At 58.2% G+C, this 14,909-nt stretch carries 11 protein-coding genes; 3 read left to right on the plus strand and 8 right to left on the minus strand.

Translation table 11 applies throughout. The annotated features are described in order from the left end of the window. Positions 1-29: 29 nt before the first annotated feature. Together F9K07_RS20805 and F9K07_RS20810 are read left to right on the plus strand one after the other, a co-directional pair. A complete protein-coding gene (locus F9K07_RS20805; RefSeq protein ID WP_159595238.1) occupies positions 30-2,558 on the plus strand; it encodes a TonB-dependent siderophore receptor in 2,529 nt (842 codons plus the stop codon). A 22-nt stretch (positions 2,559-2,580) separates the two neighbouring features. Continuing rightward, positions 2,581-3,744 (plus strand): PepSY-associated TM helix domain-containing protein, encoded by a 1,164-nt coding sequence (locus F9K07_RS20810; RefSeq protein ID WP_159595239.1) that lies wholly within the window; start codon positions 2,581-2,583, stop codon positions 3,742-3,744. Between the two features lie 166 nt (positions 3,745-3,910). Here the strand turns inward: F9K07_RS20810 and F9K07_RS20815 are convergent. Then, positions 3,911-4,998 (minus strand): IS3 family transposase gene (locus F9K07_RS20815; protein ID WP_159590482.1). Its coding sequence is split into 2 segments (ribosomal slippage): positions 3,911-4,746 and positions 4,746-4,998, totalling 1,089 coding nucleotides; the frame shifts between segments, so codons are not numbered across the junction. A gap of 440 nt (positions 4,999-5,438) precedes the next feature. Next, positions 5,439-6,026 carry a response regulator gene (locus tag F9K07_RS20820; protein WP_159595240.1) on the minus strand — a complete coding sequence of 196 codons (588 nt, stop codon included), beginning with the start codon at positions 6,024-6,026 and terminating at the stop codon, positions 5,439-5,441. Positions 6,027-6,296: 270 nt separating this feature from the next. Here F9K07_RS20820 and F9K07_RS20825 point away from each other — a divergent pair, with 270 nt between their 5' ends. Next, positions 6,297-6,695 (plus strand): hypothetical protein, encoded by a 399-nt coding sequence (locus tag F9K07_RS20825; protein WP_159595241.1) that lies wholly within the window; start codon positions 6,297-6,299, stop codon positions 6,693-6,695. A 1,315-nt stretch (positions 6,696-8,010) separates the two neighbouring features. On the opposite strand, the gene F9K07_RS20830 is transcribed toward F9K07_RS20825, so the two are convergent. From F9K07_RS20830 to F9K07_RS31945, 6 genes are all read right to left on the minus strand, one after another. After that, positions 8,011-8,823 (minus strand): glycosyltransferase, encoded by an 813-nt coding sequence (locus tag F9K07_RS20830; RefSeq protein ID WP_159595242.1) that lies wholly within the window; start codon positions 8,821-8,823, stop codon positions 8,011-8,013. Beyond that, the gene (locus tag F9K07_RS20835) at positions 8,820-9,812 is read right to left on the minus strand and encodes an NAD-dependent epimerase/dehydratase family protein (RefSeq protein ID WP_159595243.1); all 993 of its coding nucleotides are present in this window, start codon (positions 9,810-9,812) and stop codon (positions 8,820-8,822) included. The genes F9K07_RS20830 and F9K07_RS20835 overlap by 4 nt, the downstream gene beginning before the upstream one ends. 17 nt (positions 9,813-9,829) lie before the next feature. Further along, positions 9,830-10,609 (minus strand): undecaprenyl diphosphate synthase family protein, encoded by a 780-nt coding sequence (locus F9K07_RS20840; protein WP_159595244.1) that lies wholly within the window; start codon positions 10,607-10,609, stop codon positions 9,830-9,832. Positions 10,610-10,835: 226 nt separating this feature from the next. Beyond that, positions 10,836-12,887, minus strand: a complete 2,052-nt coding sequence (locus F9K07_RS20845) for a PAS domain-containing hybrid sensor histidine kinase/response regulator (RefSeq protein ID WP_159595245.1) — start codon at positions 12,885-12,887, stop codon at positions 10,836-10,838. Between the two features lie 735 nt (positions 12,888-13,622). Then, positions 13,623-13,931 (minus strand): transposase, encoded by a 309-nt coding sequence (locus tag F9K07_RS32310; protein ID WP_236581389.1) that lies wholly within the window; start codon positions 13,929-13,931, stop codon positions 13,623-13,625. Continuing rightward, positions 13,841-14,824 (minus strand): RNA-guided endonuclease InsQ/TnpB family protein, encoded by a 984-nt coding sequence (locus F9K07_RS31945; protein ID WP_236581395.1) that lies wholly within the window; start codon positions 14,822-14,824, stop codon positions 13,841-13,843. Before F9K07_RS31945 ends, F9K07_RS32310 begins: the two co-directional genes overlap by 91 nt. Between the last annotated feature and the right edge of the window lie 85 nt (positions 14,825-14,909).

Genomic DNA, 14,909 nt, shown 5'->3' on the forward strand with positions numbered 1-14,909 from the left:
TCATCTTCTTCATCCGCGAAGGTCAAATCATGCACCACCGTCCCTACAGACTGCCACAGCAACCCACTGCCCGAATCGCGCGGGTATTCCACTGCGGAGCGCTGGCCTACGCCGCCGGGCCCGCCCTAGCGGTCAAAGGCGTGGCCATCGCAGCGGCCCTGATGGCGGCGACCGCGCCCACTTTGGTGTTGGCCCAAGCGGCGGACACGCAGACCCGCGACTACAGCATCCCAGCAGGCCCACTGGAGAACGCGCTGAACCGCTTCGGCCGCGAGACAGGCATTCTGCTGTCGTTTACTCCCGAGACCGCCGAGGACCTGCATAGCGGCGGCCTGCAAGGCCGCCATTCCGTGCAAAGTGGCTTGAATGCGCTCTTGGCCGGAACCGGCGTTCAGGCCATCCGTCAGCCCAATGGCAGCTACCTGCTGGTCAAGTCAGCCGCGCCGCCTTCGCCGGCGCCAGCCGCCTCCGGACCTGCAGCCACACTGCAGACCGTGACCGTCACGGCCGAACGCTTCGAAGAACAGGCCACCGGTCCCGTGGGTGGCCTAGTCGCCCGACGCAGTACCCTCGCGACCAAAACCGACACGCCTCTACTGGAAACGCCGCAGACGATCAGCGTTGTTTCACGAGAGCAGGTGGAGCTGCAGGACGCGCAGAGCGTTACCCGCGCACTGGAGTACACACCCGGCGCCGTGGCCGCTTTTGGTGGCACAAACAGCCTGTTCGACGTCGTGCAGACCCGCGGCTTCTTTGCTCGCGACCACCTCGATGGCCTGCGCCTGCCCTTCAGCGCCTACAGCGTGGCGGTGCCGCAATTCGACCCTTACATGCTCGAACGCATCGAATTACTCCAAGGCCCAGCCTCGGTGCTGTTTGGCCAGTCTTCGCCTGGCGGTGTGCTCAATATGGTCAGCCGCCGCCCTCAGACTGAGACCGCGCATGAAGTATTGCTGCAGACCGGCAGCCACAACCGTACCCAGTTGGCGTTCGACAGCACTGGCGCCATTGGTGAGGATGGGAAGCTGTTCCATCGCTTGACCGGACTTGCTCGCCAGAACGACGGACAAGTCGACTTCTCGAACGAGAAGCGTGAGCTGATCGCTCCGTCGTTCACTTGGAGGCCGTCGGCCGACACATCGTTGACGCTGCTCACGCACTACCAGCGCGACGAGCAGTTGCCCCAGTACCAAGCGGTTCCTGCCGCAGGCTCACTGCGACCCAACCCGAACGGCCCGATCCCGCGCACCCTCATGACGGGCGATCCGGGATGGGACCACATCGCGCGGGACCAGTACGGGGTCGGCTACGCCCTCGAACACAGCATCAACGAAGGCTGGACACTGCGCCAGAACATGCGCCATACCGAGGTGAAAGTCGACAGTCGCGCCCTGCCGGGTTACATGCTGGCGGCAGACAATCGCACCTTGATGCGTGTGGCGTCGGCCAGCCAGGCTGAGGGCAGCATCTTCGCGATCGACAACCAGGCGCAAATGCGCTTCTCCAGCGGTACCTGGGCGCACACGCTTCTGATGGGCCTTGACTACATGCGGCAACATGACGACTACCGGTTCGCGTCGCAGCTTGCCCCCTCCATCGACCTCTATGCACCGGTGTACGGCGTCACCATTCCCGCGCTCATCCCGCGCCTTTCCACGCGGCACACCATGGAGCAGACCGGGCTGTACGTACAGGATCAGATGCGCAGCGGTCGGTGGGTGTTGACCATGGGTGGTAGATACGACGAAGCGGATTCCAATACCGCCAACCGACAAGCCGGGACCTCGGTGCGCAAGTCCGATGGTGCGTTCACTTGGCGCATGGGCGTGAACCACGTATACGACAACGGCCTGGCGCCCTATGCCAGCTACTCCACTTCGTTCGAACCCCTTGGCGGCACCGACTTCACAGGTGCACCCTTCCTACCCACGGAAGGCCGGCAACTGGAAGCCGGGATCAAGTACCAACCGGCTGGCGGCAGTACGCAACTCTCACTCTCAGCGTACCGTCTGACCCAGGAAAACGTGTTGACACCTGACACCACGCCCGGCCGTGCCAGCTTCAGCATCCAGACCGGCGAAGTTCAGTCGCAGGGCATCAGCGCCGAGGCCCGGATGCGGCCCCTACGCAACGTGGACCTAGTGGCGACCTACGCGTACACCGACTCCCAAGTCACGCGCGCAAATCCCAGCGCGCCGGGCGTGTCGCTGCTCGGCAAACCGCTCTCGCGCACACCCCGGCACCTTGCTTCTCTGTGGCTTGGCTACCGTTTCACGCAGAGCTCGTTCAAAGGGTTCACCGCCGGCTTGGGAGTGCGCCACATCGGCGAGAACTACGCGGATACGGCCATCACCATGAAGCTGCCCGCCGTCACCCTCTTCGACATCGCGCTGCACTACGACTTCGGTGCCTCGCGTCGGCAGATGGACGTTTGGCGCCTCTCGCTGGGCGTATCAAACCTCGCGGGGAAAGACTTCATCAGCTACTGCCTCAACACCACGCAATGCTTCTACGGTCAGCCGCGCACCACCCAGGTGACGCTGCGCAAACGCTGGTGACCAGTAGGAAGGCCACAGCGCCATGAAGGCCGCCACGCTGCGCGCATGGTCGTGGGTTCATAAATGGAGCAGTCTGGTCTCGACCGTGTTCCTGCTGCTTCTGTGCATCACCGGCCTGCCGCTCATCTTCCATGAGGAGATAGAGCACGCTTTCGAACCTGCACCTCAAGCCACCGGTGAGTTCGTCGCCGGGACGCAAGCGGGCGAGGCACCGTCGCTGGACAGCGTTGTGGCACATGCGCTCCAGCAGGCGCGCGGCGGGCACGTGAACTTCGTGTTGATCCAAAGGGAAGAGTCGCTGGTCCAGGTGGGCACGTCCCCATCACGGCAGCCCTCACCGGACGAAAGCCGCACCCACTTGTATGACCTGCATACCGGTGCAGTGCTGCAGGCACCGTCGGCCGGCGACGATGGATTCATGGACGTCATGCTGCGCCTCCACACCGACCTGTACATGGGCCTGGGAGGCACGCTGTTCCTCGGGTTCATGGGCTTACTCGTGGCTGTGGCAGTAGTGTCGGGCGTGTTGCTCTACGCGCCCTTCATGAGCAAGCTCCCCTTCGGCACCGTGCGCCACGACCATGCTCGCCGCACCCGCTGGCTGGACATGCACAACCTGCTGGGCATCGGAACAGTCGTCTGGCTGACCGTGGTAAGTCTCACCGGCACCATCAACACCCTGGAGGTGCCCCTGGGCCATCTGTGGCGCAACAACGACCTGGCGGCCATGAGGCAACGCCATGCAGGTGCCCCACCTGCGCAGGCCTTTGCATCCTTGCACCAAGTGCTGGCGGCGGCGCGCGAGACGGCGCCGAAGTCCCAGGTGGACAGCATCATCTTTCCTGGCATGAAGATCAGCGGGCCCCGCCATCACCTCGTCATTCTTCGAGGGGACAAACCAGCCACGCGGCAATTGGTGCAGGTGATGCTGGTTGATGCTGAATCCGGTCGTGTCAGCGATCATGCGTCCATGCCCTGGTACGTCCAAGCCCTGTCGATGTCGCAGCCACTGCACTTCGGGGACTACGGTGGCATCCCTCTGAAGGTTCTCTGGGCTGTATTGACACTTACCAGCATCGCGGTGTTAGGCAGTGGGCTCTATCTGTGGTTAACCAAGCCCTCGAAGGCGCGCATCAAGAGCAGAGCGCCGATAGACGATATAAGGAGTGGAGACCTGCGGCCATGAAGCGCTCCAAGGTTTCGAACAACGGCCAAACCCTACACCTCTGGCAGGTCTTTCGCCTACCGGGGTTGCTGGCGATGTCGAGCATCGTTGGGTTAGTGTCAGCCCTCTTGGGCGACGGCAACTGGGATGGTAATCCCCCCGAATTCCACGGCTCCGAGAAGTAGAGCTATGCGGCCATGGCCAGCCGCTGTTTCGGGGTGATGCCGCCCAAGGCCATGTTTGGGCGCTCATGGTTGTAGCGCCACATCCACTGCGTGGCGTACTCGCGAACCTCGTCGAGGTCGCTCCAATGGTACTGGGACAGCCACTCGTAGCGCACCGTTCTGTTGAAGCGCTCGACGTAGGCATTCTGTTGGGGCTTGCCCGGCTGGATGTGCTCGATATGAATGCCTCTGGCACTGGCCCAGTTCAGCAACGTGGCACTGATGTACTCCGGCCCGTTGTCACAGCGAATCACGTTGGGCCTGCCGCGCCAAGCCATGATCTGCGCCAGGGTGCGGATCACACGCTGCGAGGGCAGCGAGAAGTCCACCTCCATGCCCAGGGCCTCGCGATTGAAGTCGTCGATCACGTTGAGCAGCCGGATGCTGCGACCGTCCTCCAGTTGGTCGTGCATGAAGTCCATCGACCAGACCTCGTTGCTGTGCTTGGGCACCGTCAGAGGCTCGGGCTTCTCGCGCACCAGGCGCTTGCGCGGCTTGATGCGAAGGTTGAGCTCCAGCTCCCGGTAAACCCGATACACGCGCTTGTGGTTCCAGGGCAAGCCGCGCACGTTGCGCAGGTGCAGGAAGCACAGGCCAAAGCCCCAGTTGCGGTTGTTGTCGGTCAAGCGCAGCAGCCATTGGGCGATCTCGTCGTCCTCAAGGCCGCGACGGGCCTCGTAGCGGTAGCAGGCCTGGCTGATCTGGAATGCCTGACAAGCAGCCCTGATCGACAGCCCGCGCTGGCGCACAGCTTGTTGTGCCATCTCGCGTCGGCGAGATGGCTTCACCACTTTTTTGCGAGTGCCTCCGCCACGACCTCGGCTTTGAGCTTCTCCTCGACATACATCTTGCGCAGCCGCGCGTTCTCCGCCTCCAGCTCCTTCATGCGCGCCATCAGTGAGGCATCCATGCCGCCGAACTTGGCCCGCCACTTGTAGAACGTCGCCGAGCTGATCCCCAGCTCTCGGCAAAGCTCAGGCACCGTTAGCCCCGCCTCCGCCCGCTTGAGTGCGTCGATGATCTGGCTGTCGGTAAATCGCGATTTCTTCATGGTAGAGATTCTCCTGTCAGAGTCTCTACTTCTCAGCTCAATGGTTTTGCGGGGGGATTACCGGATCTTCTGTCTTGGATCGCGCTAGGAGTTCCCTGCGCGCTCTTGGGGTGGCATATTCGGCCAAGGTACTCACCTGACCAAAGGCCTGCCAAAAAGTAGTTCAAGGAGTTGGGCGGAACTGAGCAAGAAGCTTGTCAGGCGCGGCGCTTGTGTGAAGTTCGCAGAGCAACGGCGTGGCCGAGAGCTTCGTCAACACACCGACTCCAGCTTATAGGCCAGCCGGATCTCCACGAGCTTGCGGAGGACGCGCGCTCTAAAGCAAGTCTCAAATGGCATCTGCCGTGCCATGAGCGCAGAGCCCAAGACGCGCGGCGGTGGCGCTTAACTGTGAACGCCTACACATTCAACGATTTGAATGCGTCACCAATGACGACCCCTCAAGATTGGCGAAGCGCAACCAACGCGGCGACAAAGCCGTTGAACCACCTCATGTCAACTGGCTTCTGAACAGTGACGGTTTGAGCGGGAAGACCGCCCTGCTCCGTGACTTCTGCTGGCGACAGACCGGTCATTGCCACCAGGACCATGGAAGAGAAACTGGCGTTCGCACGCAGCGTGCGCAACAACTCGAACCCGTCTACGCCCGGCATGTTCAGATCCGTGATAAGCACGTCCGGCTTGAGCGTGTTGATGTCAATCAAAGCCTCCATGGCGGAGGACATCAGCGAGACGTCGATAGGCAACGTCCAGCTGTCGATCGTCGACTTGAACATCTCCAAAGTGGCAGGGTCATCCTCCACCACCAGGACTTTAAGAAACTTAGCCTTTTCGGCAGTTTCCGCCAATCCATGTTTTCGCTGGTACTTGCGGATGGACTCCATCGAAATTCGACGGTGGCCACCCTTCGTCTTCCAAGCGGTCAGCTCATTTTTCTCGACCAGTGCTTGGATAGTCCCGACTGAGAGCCCAAGCAGCTTGGCTGCAAAAAAAGTCCCGCAGTAGTCTTCAGGAGTAGTCGCATTCATGTACTTTGCACTCTCATTTTTCTTAGTTTAACTGGAAATTTCATAAAAATTTGTTAAGACAACACTCCGACACATCTATAGGAAGATAAGTCTAGAGCAATATAGACTTGACATTTTTATCATTTATGGCATATTTATCATATTTACAATAAGACCGATAACTCTCTCGCTTACATCCAGCAGTATTAGGACGAAAGAAAGCCAGCAGATCACAACTCCACGTGTGCGGTGTAGGGGCGACGTGTTGCCGCGAACCAAGAAAGCACCTACATGAGACTTCCAGCCATCAAAACCACTGCCGACTCGATAAAGGAATTCTTCGGTACCCGCGGCAATTTGGATGCGCCCGGTGTGACCTCTCCCGCGCTTGTAATGCTTGAGTTTTATAATATCGAGCCAACGGGACAACTGTTGATGGTTTGCGAGACCTCGCCGCTGGCCGCCGGAGATTGGATAAGAATCGACGATCTGGAGTTTTCGGTGGACGAGCAGTTGTCGCAAGATGAAGTAGCCCAGTGCATTTTTGTCGTCTCGGGCGGAGCCCTCGACGAGGTTGCTGCAGTCGGCGAAACCGCCAACTATCAGGTGTATTACAGCGAAGAACTGAAGGGCAAGCTAGGGCTCGTACCTAAACGGATGACCTTAAACAATGATATTTATCATGCCTAGTGCCAACAACATCAATTTGGCGCCTAGCAAACACCGTCGGACCAGCTTGCCAACTGTTGGGGAAATCCACCAACAAGGTGGCGATCACGCCTCCGATGACAGCGCGGTGACAGATGCTGCGCCGCTCGACTCAGTACCGAGCTCGACTGGACTATTCAGCGCCAGCATGGGCTCCGTTGGGCTGTTTTGTGTCACCCTTGCCGCGCTCTACTTCGTCATTCTGTAGGTCTTTTCGAAGTCGTTACAGCCTCCAACGCTTGAAAGCCTGCGTATTCCGGCCTTGCTGAGCAGTTGGTCCGACGCCCTGATCAGGCGGTCCAGCGTTCATGATTAAAAGAATCTGAACTCGACGCGGGCGTTGGCGGCGAGGGAGTCGGGGGCTAGACTTCCGGTATCGGCCGAGGCTGTGTGAAAACGCTTCCCGGCACGTCGGTTGGAAATAATCGCCTAATGCGCTGGTGAACCTGCATCTGCAATTTTCAGGACGTGGGTGCAACAGTCAGCGCTAGTTGAAAAAGGTAGCTATGGGTGACTTCGAGCGAACATTTGGGGCGGGTGCCAACGCCGACTCAATCATTGATCACTACAGTAAAGCCTATTCGCGTAAGACACGACGAGATGCGGGCCTTCAGTCGCGAGCCAAAAATTTCTCGTCGTTTCAGGAGGCTGCAGCGTGGGCCAAGAGGAATCCTGGCAGATCCATAGTCCGAGTTCCTGGGACCGACGAGTTCATGATCAAGGAACCTAATCACGCGCCTGAAAAAAATTGGTTTGCCGAATCAATTGCAGCTTACGAGCAAGAGAACCGAGCTCTTATGGGGAGGAGACCGGAAGAAAGCAAGCGCTAATCTTCGGCTCGAGTCGACCCGCCGACGGCTCATTCTGGCCGGTAGCCGAAGTCTAGCCGCCGCGCACGCTGCGGCCAACATCTGGAGACGATGCGGGCTGTGGCTTAGCGGGGCTTGATCAAATTGATCGGTCTGCCTGTGCAGCTCGAACAAGACTGCTTGGTCAAATCGTACTGGACCGGCCGATCACGAAGGAGTGGAATACGCAAAGCCCACCAGAACTCCGATTCACGGCAAAAGGTGATAAGTGTAAAAGCCCAGTCCGGTCCTGACCGTAGGTAAGGCCATGCTTAGCCATCAAGCACCGACAAACCGAGACCTAGGTCGCGCAGAGCTGCATCACCTAGCGCTCAAGCTCGGGACAATCAGCGTTAAACCGCAGTGTTGTTCCGCAGGAAAGTGCAAGCAGCGAGAAGTGGGGGAATTAGTCCAACGGTCAGGGGCGCTTAAGTTTTGGGGATGGTGGCTCAGAGCCAGCGACCCACTTTTGAGAGGTTGTGCCAGGCCAGTGCTTTCCAGCCACCCACGCGAGCGCTCCGTAGCGATCTCAATTCCTCTATGGGTATCCGCAGCGCGTTGGGCAGTTGCCGGACTTCAGGAAACACCAGCCTTTGCCGCACCACTGGCCGCTCCAAATACACCGCTTTGAAAAACTGATGTGAAAACAAGCGCAGCGAAGCGTCGTAATCTGCAGCCAGTTTAAGCTCAGGCGCAAAACCCCCAATACGTCTATACCAAGACCTTCGAACGAAGAGCGCGGTCGTCGGAGGAACCAGTCCAAGTGACAGCCGCTCGCGACTACATGCACCAACATTGTGATGTCTGACCACGTGCCTGGCATCTTGGGCATCTACGCAGAGGATGTCACCGTATACAGCAGACACCCACGGATTAGCAAACGCTTGAGCCACTCTTTCAAGCACATCTGGACTTGCCAACTCGTCAGCGGCATCGACAAAGCCCAGTACGTCCCCGGTTGCCTGCCCTATGCCCCTGTTCCATGCCTCGAAGCGTGTTTCACCAACACCACCATAAACAATACTGAGCCGGTCGCGCTGGGCGTAGATTAGTTCGGGAGAATCGTCCTTGCTATGGCGGTCAACCACCACATGCTCAACATTGCGAAATGTTTGCCCTGCTACCGACGACAGACAGCCTTCTATCGTTGATGCGTTGTCTCTGCACCCAGTAACGATGCTGATTTTCAAAGAAGGGGCGGTCTCCAAGACGCACGTTTCGTCCGGTATGTGGAGGGCAAGATCGAGTTGTCCCAGAGTCATGATGCCGCCGCCAGTCTTTGCTCCTGCTGCCTATAGTCTCGGTACATGTGCGCAAGTCCCGTCTCGAGTTCTATCTGCGGTGCCCAGCCCGTACTACGCATGCGATGCGTGTCCAGGTAGAAGTCTGCGCCCTCATCAGCGACGTCACCATCGACATTCAAGCATCCCCTATATCCCACAACCTTCGCCACGGCCTGAGCAAGTTCCAAGGTCGTGCTTGCCCGGCCACTGCCCAGATTGACGTGCGGTCGACGCTCATCCGTGAGGAGACGGTACGAGCGATCGGGAAGGTCGAGAAGCCCAATGCACGCCTCAGCCATATCGTCAACATAGAGCCAGTCGGCCCGTCTGAACCCATTGCATCGAAGGTTCACCGACGAGAGTTTGAACGTCTTCGCTTGGTGGATGTGGCGCATCAGTGTCAAGAGCTCCCCAGCCGTCGATGGCTGCAAGTCATCACCTGGTCCATAGAGGTTTCCCACCACGACTGACCGATAGGTCAGGCCAAGGAGTTCACCAAACTCATGCGTGTAGGCCTCACAAAGCCGAATTCCAGCCATGTGCGCAATCGCCAGCGGTTCGCGTGCACGGTCAGGACGCGCAAAGGCCAGGTCTTCCTCCGCCATCGGCAGCACAGGACATCCCCCGTAGACTTGATGCGAGGCGATGAAAAGAAGCTTTCGCACACCGGCATACATGGCCTCGTGGATCAGCTGAACCGGCCCCAAAAGCGCGTCCCCCATGTAGGTACCTCGCCGTGAGCTGTTATCGCTTGGATTTCCCCAGGGCCCAACTGCAACGTAGATGTGGTCTGGCGTCGAATCACGCAGGTAGGAGCGCACGGCGGCTTGGTCATACAGGCTGTGATCAGACTCATCCCACGTGTCAATCTGGTCGGCCACAAAGCCACTGGCCATCAGGCGTCTCACAATCGCCTGGCGTGCCGCACTGGCAGGACCGGCCACAAATACTTTGCGAATGGCATTCATGATGTTCTACACAAGAGTCAATGGCGACGCTCTTGAAACGCGAGAGGGGGAGTCAACTGGATCCCGACGCTACGCTGCACCTCACCGTACCAGTCAAGTGCTGCATGCAGCGATTTGGCATCGAAGGCCGGCCAATGAAGGTCCGTGAAATACAAGGCCGTCTTTCTCGTTTCCCACAGCATGGTGCGATGCACGGGCATGTGTCCCCCAGTGCGAATCACGAAGTCCGGAGCGCTGTCCAGCATCACTCGGGCTGCATCTGCGACCTGCGAGTCGTCCGGCGTCCCATTTAGGCCTAGCGATGGCTTGGGGTCCACAAGACCGTTGATGGCCACAATCAACTGCATGCCCTTGTTCAAATTCGTACGCCGTGCGACGTGGTTCAACAAGCCTCGAGTGATGGCATCCAACCCGTCCAACGCGCCCTCAATTTGCAGCCGCACGTCGTTGCGGTGGAGGTTTTGGGCCCCAGCGGTGATGTAACGCATGAACGAGCCAAATGCATCACCTTGACCTCCCTGGGGTAGAAGCAAGAGGTCATCAGTGAAGACGCACAAGGTGACCTTCTTTATTGACCACATGGCGCAAAAGTCGATCAGTTCGAGGATGCGCCCCGCTCCTGCGTTCACCGCATCTGAATAAGAGAGCGAATGGTCATGAGCCCATTGCCTATGTCCCTGAAGAACAATGGTGAGATGCTCTGGCTTGCGCTCATATTCCTCGCTTACGGCTGCGTTACTGTGCAATCGCATTGGTACCGTCGCAGGCAACGCAGGTACACGTTCTTCTCTCACCATGTCGAACCTCCAAACTGAACATTGACTGACCGAAGTGCGACAAACCTAGCAAAGCTCCGCCAGGATCCGCACTTTTAAGTCGAACGACCCGATTCAGGTCAGAAATTCAATAATAGATGGTTAAACTGATAAATGATATTAATTTTGACGATTTTCTCGAAATGTCGTGACTTTTTATCAGTTTTTGATGGCACGTTTGATGAAGCCCTTCTTCAATCACCGCGGTTCACGTGCCGCCGACCGTGCCGCTGCCCAGTTGGCCGATCAGCGCGGCGATTTCTGCCTCGAGCAAGGGGAACGCTCTGGCAAACAGCCCCCACTCGCCTGCATGCCTCGCCATTTCGAGACCGCGGCAAATGCGCAAGACCCGCTCCGCTCTCAGCGCAGAGAGAGCCTCCACTAGAGCCTCGAGCTCCAGTTGCGCAGCAGTCGGATCGCGTCGAGCAAGTGCGCTCTGAAGACTCTTCGTTTTTCTTTCGAGTGTTTGTTGGATGTGTGCGTTGCGTTTTCGCGTTGAGGCCGGATAAATTGCGTGCCCCTCTGAAGGTTGCGTGTCGCGCACCTCACCCGAGGCGCGGGTTTCAAGGGCCTTCGACATGGTTTGAAATAGCCTCGGAAAATCCACAGGTTTAGATACATATCCCGACATGCCAGCAGCTAGGTAAGCTTCTTGGTCGCCGGCCATGGCGTTTGCGGTGACCGCAAGGATCGGCACGGGCGGACGTTGCATGCGACGTTCAAGCTCCCGAATCCGTGCGGTCGCTTCGAGCCCACTCACCCCGGGCATCTGCACATCCATCAGCACCAGGTCAGCGGTCCACTCGCGCCACTGCTTGATTGCCTCATCCCCGTTTCTTGCAACACGCACTTCGCAGCCAATCTGCCTGAGGGCATCGCGCATCAGCCGCACATTGACAGTGTTGTCTTCAGCCACTATCACACGAATGTTTTCGAACCTTCTGTCTGTGAGAACGTCCGCCTTTGCCACAGTCTGTGGCGCCATTTTCTGGTCGCTCTTTGGGAGCGATATATCCTTGACTGGAAGTTCTACTTCGAACTTGCAACCTTGACCAAGAGAGCTTTCAAGCCGAATGCGCCCTCCCATCGCCTTGACGAGCGTGGCGCAAATGGCTAGGCCCAAGCCGCTCCCTCCGTGCTGGCGTGCAGTGGAACTGTCGGCCTGAGTAAACGCTTCAAACATGGCCTTATGTTGCTCGGGTGCGATGCCAATACCGCTGTCAGCAACCTTAAAGATCAGCCTCTTTACCAGGCCTGCTTCACGAGATGCATCGACCGAGAGAGAAATCTGCCCACCTGCTGGGGTGAACTTCACTGCGTTGGACAGCAAGTTCGTCAGCACTTGGCGAATCCTCAAGGGGTCTCCCAACATAGAGGACGGAAGTTCGGGCGACATGTAGACTTTCATGTCCACCGACTTGAGCCGTGCCTGCTCCAAATATGTCTTAGAGGTACTTTCGAAGAGCGGCCTGAGGGGGAAGGCAATGTTTTCGAGGTGTAGCTTCCCGGCCTCAATGCGTGCGAAGTCCAAAACATCGTTGAGCAGGTTCAACAGCACGCGCGACGAGTCATCCATCAATTGAAGCCATTGCCGATGCTCGTTGCTCTGCTGGGATCCCAGCAGCAACTGATTGAGCCCCATGATGGCATTGAGAGGAGTACGAATCTCGTGGCTTATGTTGGCAAGAAACTCGCTCTTGGCTCGACTGGCCTGCTCTGCCATAAGCAGCGCTTGGGTAGCCTTCTCCTCGATTTGCTTACGCTTGGTGATGTTGGCCTGGGTACCCATCAGGCGAGTCACTCGACCCCGCAAGTCAACTTCGGCCACCATCGCATGCGCTTCAAGCCAGACCCATTCTTCTCCGGCTTTGAATCGGTACTCCACTGAAGTACGCTGAACCTCTCCATCGAGCACTCGACGAAGCTGTCTCCTCAGCCCATCCAACTCTTCTGGATGCAGTCGTTCGACCAAATCTGCCGCACGCCAATTGCCTTCCAATGCAATGTCTCCCAACAACTCTCCCCATCGAGCAGAAAGGTAGACATCGGTAAATGGATATCGGCAGTCCCATAACGCTAGGCCAGCGGCATCCAAGGCAAGTTGTAAGCGCTCCTGAGACTCTCCGAGCGCTACCTCCGCTTGCAGCCGGCTATCGGTCTCAAGGGTTGCAGAACTCTTCACACGCGAGAGTTCACTCTGTGTGCGGTTCAATTCTGCGAGCAATTCAACCGAGCGTTTTCTCTCAGCTAGGACTTCCAAGTTGGCCCGTTGTAGGTCACGTGCCAAGCGATGGGGAGAGTTGGCGTCACTGTCTCGGTTCATAGATCTAGCAAAGTCACAACCAAGGCTGTGCTCACAATCAGTCATAAACAGTACATCACGCCCCCGACCCAAGAACCCCAAGCCAGGTTGTTTTGTGCAGTGACATGCCCGAACGCGACAAAGACTTGGCAATTGAAGGAAAACGACGCTCGTACCACGTCGTCACATCTTGTTCGGCCCATTGAAGCCAAGTGCGGCTTCACTGAAACCGCCGCTACGCAGAAGTCAGAGTGTCAGAAGACTTGCAAACACCTAAGACATCAACTTATAGAGGCGGTACATCCACAGGGATGGTATTCCGCAAAACTGACATTGGCAAACACAAAGTGATACAAATGTGAGTTTATTCACAAGTATCACTTAAAATGACAATTCGGCAATTTCTGTGAGAATCGTGTCAATGGCAAGAGTGGCTTAGTCAGCCTGCACGAGTGCAAACAATCGCATGCAGCGTGAAAGCCAGATACCAACGGTCGTGCAGGGGCACCCTTAGCCTGTACTACGATTGAAGCGTGCCGCTCAGGCAACCGGCGAAGTCGTTGCCAAATTCTTGCCTTGAGGTATATCGACATGCGCGCACCGTTTTTAACATTTTGTTAACACTCTGTGGTGCGCGTAAGGAGCGAAAGTGACTTTCCCCCGTGAAATCATTGACTTGACATCCTCCCCGTCCTAAAGGACGGGGATTCCCACAACTGGACGGTCATGCCCGACCGCGCACAGGCCTGAAAGCCCATGCTCATTCACGACGGGTTCCTCGGCTCTCGCCTCCCCCGCCGTGGAAAATTCGTTCTCCAGCCAAGCCAACCCTCGCGCTCGAATCACGAGCGCGCTGTTCACGTCTCGGTGGTGGTGCGCGCCACAGGCGCTGCACTCCCAGCTGCGTTCGCTTAGGCCTGCCAGGCCCTTCGGTCCGGTGCGCGCGCCACAGGCGCTGCACTCCTGGGTGGAGAACTTCTCGTCAACCTCCTTGAACCACACGCCTGCGTCATCGCACTTGTACTGCAGCATGGTTCGAAACTCGCTCCACCCGGCGTCCAGGACGGACTTGGCCGGGTGAGCGCCTGGGCGTTGACGTTGCCCACGAAGACCGCTTGGTGCGTGCGCACCAGATCGGTCGAGAGTTTGTGCAGGTGGTCCTTCCTGCGGTTCGAAATTTTGACGTTGATAGCTCTCACGCGGCACTTGCGGCCGGCGCGTTGCGCTACCGCCAGCCGGGGCTCCAGGCCGCGATAGAAGCCTTGTGCCGGTACGAACTCGCCTTCGCTGGTGGTCAGCAGGTCTTTCAGCCCCAGGTCGATGCCCACGGCGTCGACCTTCACCTCAGCTGCAGGGCGAAGGAGTGTCTCTTTCCTCACCTTGACGCAGACGTTGAGATACCAGCGACCGCGGCTGTCTTCGCAGAGGTTGCCCGCGCCGAGCTCGTAGTCGGCCAGGCCGTAGCTGTCCCACAGGGAGAGCTTCATCCCCTGGAAGGACACCTGGCCGGCCTTGTAGCTCAGCGAGCGGGCCTTGAATGGAATCCAGCCCAGGCTGCGCCTGGTGCCGCGCGAGACGCGCCAGCGCAGCTTTACGCGCTTGGCGGCCCGGCGCTTCTTGGCGAACTCCTCGGAGACTTCCTGGAACACGGCCGATCCAATGCTCAGGCCCTCCTTGGAGGCGCCTCGGGTGTACGGGCTGAAGTCGAAGCCGCTCATGAAGCGGCGTTCGCGTTCCCAGACCTTGAACGAAAGCTCGTTGCAGTAGTTCCAGACGAAGTTCACGTCAGCCGCCATCGTCAAAAGCGTGGGGGCATGCCTGTCCTTGAGCCGCAGGTGCAGCACGCGCGTGGTGTGCGACGCTTCGGACGAAGGAAGACAGGAACGTTTGGGCATCCCTGTGTCTAGGCACAGCGTTTAGCCCTCTCCAGAGAAAAGAGTTCACGCCATTCCTCCCGGACCTGAAGGACCGGGTCTCCTG

Source organism: Hydrogenophaga sp. BPS33, from assembly GCF_009859475.1.
Lineage (GTDB): Bacteria > Pseudomonadota > Gammaproteobacteria > Burkholderiales > Burkholderiaceae_C > Hydrogenophaga.